The sequence below is a fragment of the Salinivibrio sp. PR919 genome (assembly GCF_001995355.1).
Lineage (GTDB): Bacteria > Pseudomonadota > Gammaproteobacteria > Enterobacterales > Vibrionaceae > Salinivibrio > Salinivibrio proteolyticus.
In genome coordinates, this window is sequence record NZ_MUFL01000129.1 from 1 (window position 1) to 5,664 (window position 5,664).

The window sequence follows — 5,664 nt, forward strand, 5'->3', positions numbered from 1 at the left end:
GTAGTAGAGTCGTTTGTCCATGACCCATGCCAACGCCAAAAAAAGGCGTTTGTTGAAATTGCTGCCAGGCAAGCCACAGTGCGCGTTTGTCTTGAGGCGTGAGCCATTGCCAGCTTTCTTGACCGGTCAGCCCGAACACCGCGAGTAACGCCCCGGCAGACATGGCGGCCAGCCACGCAAGGTGCTGGCGCCGCGTCGCAAAGCGACTGAGATAAACTTGTTGCAAGGCAATGGCGCAAAGGGCAAACAGGAGCAGTAGCGGTCGTCCTTGCATGGCAAGCACGGGCAGGATAACCACTGGCGTGAACACCAACACGCTTTGCGTTATGGGATGGCGGTAGCGGTTACTTGGCTCTCGGGCGAGCAGATAAGCCGCCAAACTTAGGCCGGTGAGTAACAACGCATGGGTCACGGCAGCGGGTAAATGCGGCACCCAATGCTCAAACTTAAAAGGCGCCATGCCCGGAGGCGATTGGTTGCCTAAGACGGAAAGGATGGCCAACCAAGAGGCAAGCATCAAGACGGCCAGTAGCTTTTGTCGCTGGGCATGATTAAAAATAAACTGCTGTAAGCTGGAGAAAAAACCGAGGCTGAGGACCAATGCGGCGATGGCATAGCCACTGTTTAGCGTTGCCGCTTGCGGATAAAGATATGGCACACTGGCACAGAGCGTGGCGGCCACTAACGCCCAGGTTAAGTGAGTGACGCGCCATGTGTGCTGTCGCCACACTTCCAGTCCGGCGAACCCCAACACCAAACTAAGCGTGAGTAACGACAGAGCGGCAGCAGGATGGCGAATACCCACCAACGGCAAGTCGACCGAATACAATGGCAAACAGATCAGCCATAACGCCGCCAGTGCCCCTAAAAAGGGCACCGTAAGCGGTTTTCGTTTCACTCGGTGGGTGGGTAACGCCTGTGTCATTATCGCTCCAACATGGGCTTCAAGAAGTGTGCTGTGTGGCTACCAACCACATTGACGATCTCTTCTGGCGTGCCTTGAGCAATGATTTCACCGCCGCCGTTACCGCCTTCAGGCCCTAAATCGATGATCCAATCTGCGGTTTTAATCACATCTAGGTTATGCTCGATCACCACAATGGTGTTGCCTTGTTCGCGTAAGCGATGCAACACATTTAGCAACTGCTGAATATCATGGAAGTGCAAGCCGGTTGTCGGTTCATCAAGGATATAAAGCGTTTTACCGGTATCGCGCTTAGATAGCTCACGGGCCAGTTTTACCCGCTGTGCTTCGCCGCCCGATAAGGTGGTGGCGGCTTGGCCAAGACGAATATAACTCAGACCCACATCCATCAACGTCTGTAGTTTACGCTTGATAGCGGGGACGGCGTCGAAAAATTCACGTGCGTCTTCGACGGTCATTTCCAAAACTTCATCGATCGTTTTACCTTTATAGCGCACTTCGAGTGTTTCGCGGTTATAGCGTTTCCCTTTACATACATCGCAAGGCACATACACATCGGGTAAGAAGTGCATTTCTACTTTGATCACCCCATCGCCTTGGCAGGCTTCGCAGCGACCGCCGCGTACGTTAAAGCTAAAGCGACCTACTTTATACCCGCGTGCCCGAGCCTCTTGCGTGCCGGCGAAGAGCTCACGTATCGGCGTAAAGATCCCCGTATAGGTGGCTGGGTTTGAACGTGGAGTACGCCCAATGGGGCTTTGATCAATATCGATCACTTTGTCGAAATGTCCTAACCCGTCAATAGACTCGTAAGGCGCGGGCTCGGCGGTGGTGGCACCATTGAGTTGCTGGTGGGCCACTTTAAAGAAGGTATCGTTAATTAAGGTCGACTTTCCTGACCCAGATACACCGGTGACACAAGTGAATAAGCCCACGGGCAAGTGTAAATCGACATGTTTTAAGTTGTTCCCCGTTGCGCCTTTAAGCACCAGCATTTTTTCAGGATCTCGAGGGCGACGGGTCTCTGGAACGGCAATCGCCTGCTTGCCGCTGAGGTACTGTCCGGTTAGCGAGTTGTCATTGTTGAGAATATCGTCGAGACTGCCCTCAGCCACGATTTGTCCGCCGTGAGCACCAGCGCCTGGACCAATATCAATCACGTAGTCGGCGGCGCGAATGGCGTCTTCATCATGCTCGACCACCAGAACGGTGTTACCGAGGTCGCGTAAATGCTCCAGTGTATCGAGCAAACGTGCGTTATCTCGTTGATGCAAACCAATCGATGGTTCATCAAGCACGTACATTACCCCGACCAAGCCAGCCCCGATTTGACTGGCCAAGCGGATACGCTGTGCTTCCCCGCCAGAAAGCGTATCGGCGCTTCGTGACAAGTTAAGATAATTAAGCCCGACATTGACCAAAAAGCGCAATCTGTCATGGATCTCTTTCATAACTTTTTCGGCAATTTTGGCACGTTGACCTGATAAGGTCAGCTGTTCAAAAAAGTCGAGGGCTTGTTGAATGCTCAGCTCGCAAATTTCAGGTAAGTTGCGGCCATCAATAAAGACATGGCGTGCTTCTTGACGCAATCGTGATCCGCCACAGCTTGCACACGGCTTAGTCGCAATGTACTTAGCTAGCTCGTCACGTACCGCATTAGATTCGGTATCACGGTAGCGACGCTCCATATTGTTGAGGATCCCCTCAAACGGATGTTTGCGCACACGAATATCGCCCCGATCGTTGACGTATTTAAACTCGATCTCTTTCGGGCCTGAACCGTAAAGCAGAATGTCTTGAATGGTGCCAGACAGATCTTGCCACGGCAGCTCGAGATCAAAGTCGTAGTGATCGGCGAGTGAGCGCAGCATCTGAAAGTAGTAGAAATTGCGTCGATCCCAGCCTCGAATAGCCCCACCGGCGAGGCTGACCGCAGGGTTTTGAATAATCCGTTTAGGATCGAAGTACTGTTGTACGCCTAAGCCATCACAGGTGCCGCATGCACCAGCCGGATTATTAAAGGAAAACAGACGAGGCTCTAACTCTTGCATGCTGTAACCGCAGTGCGGGCAGGCAAAATTGGCAGAGAAGATCAGCTCTTCGCCGTCGCCATCCATCCAGCTGATCACCGCGCTGCCGCCGGTGAGCTCGAGGGCGGTTTCAAACGACTCCGCTAAGCGTTGTTGTTGATCGTCACGGACTTTAAAGCGATCCACCACCACTTCAATGGTGTGTTTTTTATGAAGCTCCAAAGTTGGTGGATCGGACAGATCACAGACTTCGCCATTAATACGTGCGCGAATAAAGCCCTGCGCGGCAAGGTTTTCGAGGKTTTTAACGTGCTCGCCTTTGCGGTTTTTGATAATCGGGGCGAGCAACATCAATTTGCTGCCCTCTGGTAGGGCAAGCACTTTATCGACCATTTGGCTAATCGTCTGAGCGGCCAAGGTCACATCATGGGTTGGACAGCGAGGCTCACCGACCCGCGCATACAGCAAGCGCAAGTAATCGTAAACTTCGGTGATGGTACCCACAGTTGAGCGTGGGTTATGCGAGGTTGATTTTTGCTCAATGGAGATAGCGGGGGACAAGCCTTCAATATGATCAACGTCGGGCTTTTCCATCAAAGAGAGAAACTGGCGCGCATAAGCCGACAAAGACTCAACATAGCGACGTTGTCCTTCTGCATATAAGGTGTCAAAGGCTAAAGATGATTTTCCGGATCCAGAGAGCCCGGTGATGACAATCAACTTATCGCGGGGAATGGTTAGGTTGATGTTTTTGAGGTTGTGCGTACGCGCGCCTCTGACGTCGATATTATCCATTGTTATCCTACTTCTCAGTCAGCTCACTTATTGGTCACCGGTGTTCAGTATCGCATAGACGGCGCTGTGACCAAACAAAAAAGGCTGTATATTTACACAGCCTTTTGTCAAGGTGGAAAGCCTTACGTCGAGACGCAACGCAGAGCGGGGGTTACGGGTTTTTAACCGTGGCTTCGTCTTTGTTTTTGCCACCTAAGTAGAGGTTTTGATAGCAATGATTCGTGGCTTCGATAAAGCCTTCCACGCTGCCACAGTCAAAGCGCTCCCCTTTAAATTTATAGGCCAACACACATCCGGCTTGCGCTTGCTTGAGCAAGGCGTCAGTGATTTGCACTTCACCGTTTTTGCCCGGTGGTGTGTTTTCGAGCAGTTCAAAAATATCAGGGGTTAAAATATAACGGCCGATAATGGCTAAATTACTCGGCGCTGTACCCGGGTCAGGTTTTTCCACCATGTTGTCTACGCGGAAAAGGTCGTCTTTGATCTCTTGCCCGGAAATAACCCCGTATTTATGGGTCTCATCTTCTGGCACTTCTTCCACCGCGACGATAGAACAGCGAAATTGTTTGTATAGCGCCACCATTTGTTTAAGCACCCCATGCCCCGGGTTGATACACAGGTCATCCGCCAGCACGACCGCAAATGCTTCATCACCCACCAGTTCACGACCGGTTAAAATGGCGTGTCCTAAGCCACGCATTTCATGTTGGCGAATATAGGTAAACGAGGCTTTTTCGATGGTGTTACGGATATCATCCAACAGCACTTCTTTATTGGTGCCGCTGATCTGATGCTCCAGTTCATAGTTCTTATCGAAATGATCCATGATCGCATGCTTACCGCGACCCGTTACAATACACATGCCGTGGATGTCCGCTTCAAGTGCTTCATCAACACCGTACTCAATCAATGGTTTATTGACGACAGGCATCATCTCTTTGGGCATGGACTTGGTCGCGGGTAGAAAGCGCGTACCATAACCGGCGGCGGGGAACAGACATTTGTTAATCATCTTGGATCCTTTTTTCGTCACTGATGTGGCCATACAGGCCGCAGCGTGATTTACGTGAATGGCAACCAAATACGCCACTCACAGCAATAGGTTGGGCATTATTTTGCTGGGCGACGCGCAGGGAAGCAAGCCGCGATCGCTCCAGTATAGCGAAACGCACGGCCTCACTCATCGCTCACCCAGACTCTGACGACATGAATATGCGTTAGTTCACACTCTTTACCCATGCTCACGCGAGACAGAGTTAAGAGGCTGAGCAAACTTATGGGTAGTGGCGACTGAAAGCCGATACAAAGTCGGATAGCTTTGTTTGTGGCAAGGCATTGATTCCAGCCGCGCCTTCTCGCCCTCCGCCTGTGGCAAATTGTTGTGCGAGAGCCACTGCGCCTAGGGGACGGTTTAAGGGGGCGCGAATGCTAACCATCCAGTCTCCATCCGGTGTTGGCGTTAATACCGCATGAGCTTTATCGGGCGATTGGTTGGCAAGCTGATTGCCGAACATGCCGCTGATACGCCGCGCCCAAGGCGCATTGGGTAGTAGATAGACGGCACCACCGGCATAGTCATACTCGGCAGTAAGTTGTTCTGCATGAGCACGATCGGTTTGGTATCCCTCTGCTAGCGCCATCACGATATCTGGATAGGCTTGCATAAAGTCGTCAGGCGTTTCAAATCCGGCAATGTGGCGATAAAGCACTGCAGGCGGCATAAGTAGATCATCCAAACTGGCACCATAACTGTTGTAGTTTAGATACACCCCTAAGCGCTGTAGGCGGTCGCGCGTGGCGGCATCGATCTCGCTTTGCTTCACTAGGGCGTCAGCACTGCGGTTCAGGTTGTCACCATAAGCGCCCACGAGCGCCCAATGACGATATTGGCCACCCAGGAGGGCGTCAATAATC

3 protein-coding genes and 1 pseudogene are annotated in these 5,664 nt (G+C 51.9%); all 4 read right to left on the bottom strand.

Annotation, left to right across the window (positions count from 1 at the left end):
- A pseudogene (locus tag BZG83_RS15720) lies at positions 1–925 on the bottom strand (hypothetical protein); the annotation flags it as partial.
- Positions 925–3,750, bottom strand: coding sequence for an excinuclease ABC subunit UvrA (uvrA, locus tag BZG83_RS15725; protein WP_077481956.1), 2,826 nt, complete (start codon positions 3,748–3,750; stop codon positions 925–927). The pseudogene BZG83_RS15720 and the gene uvrA, both read right to left, overlap by 1 nt.
- A gap of 151 nt (positions 3,751–3,901) precedes the next feature.
- Positions 3,902–4,762, bottom strand: coding sequence for a UTP--glucose-1-phosphate uridylyltransferase GalU (gene galU / locus BZG83_RS15730; protein ID WP_069588192.1), 861 nt, complete (start codon positions 4,760–4,762; stop codon positions 3,902–3,904).
- A gap of 262 nt (positions 4,763–5,024) precedes the next feature.
- Positions 5,025–5,664, bottom strand: a 640-nt coding sequence (locus BZG83_RS16830; RefSeq protein ID WP_077481958.1) for a DHH family phosphoesterase, incomplete at its 5' end; no start/stop codon positions are given.

What these genes read in the sequence shown, in the direction of transcription:
- galU (WP_069588192.1), bottom strand. Translation starts at nt 4,762, where the DNA reads ATGATTAACAAATGTCTGTTCCCCGCCGCCGGTTATGGTACGCGCTTT.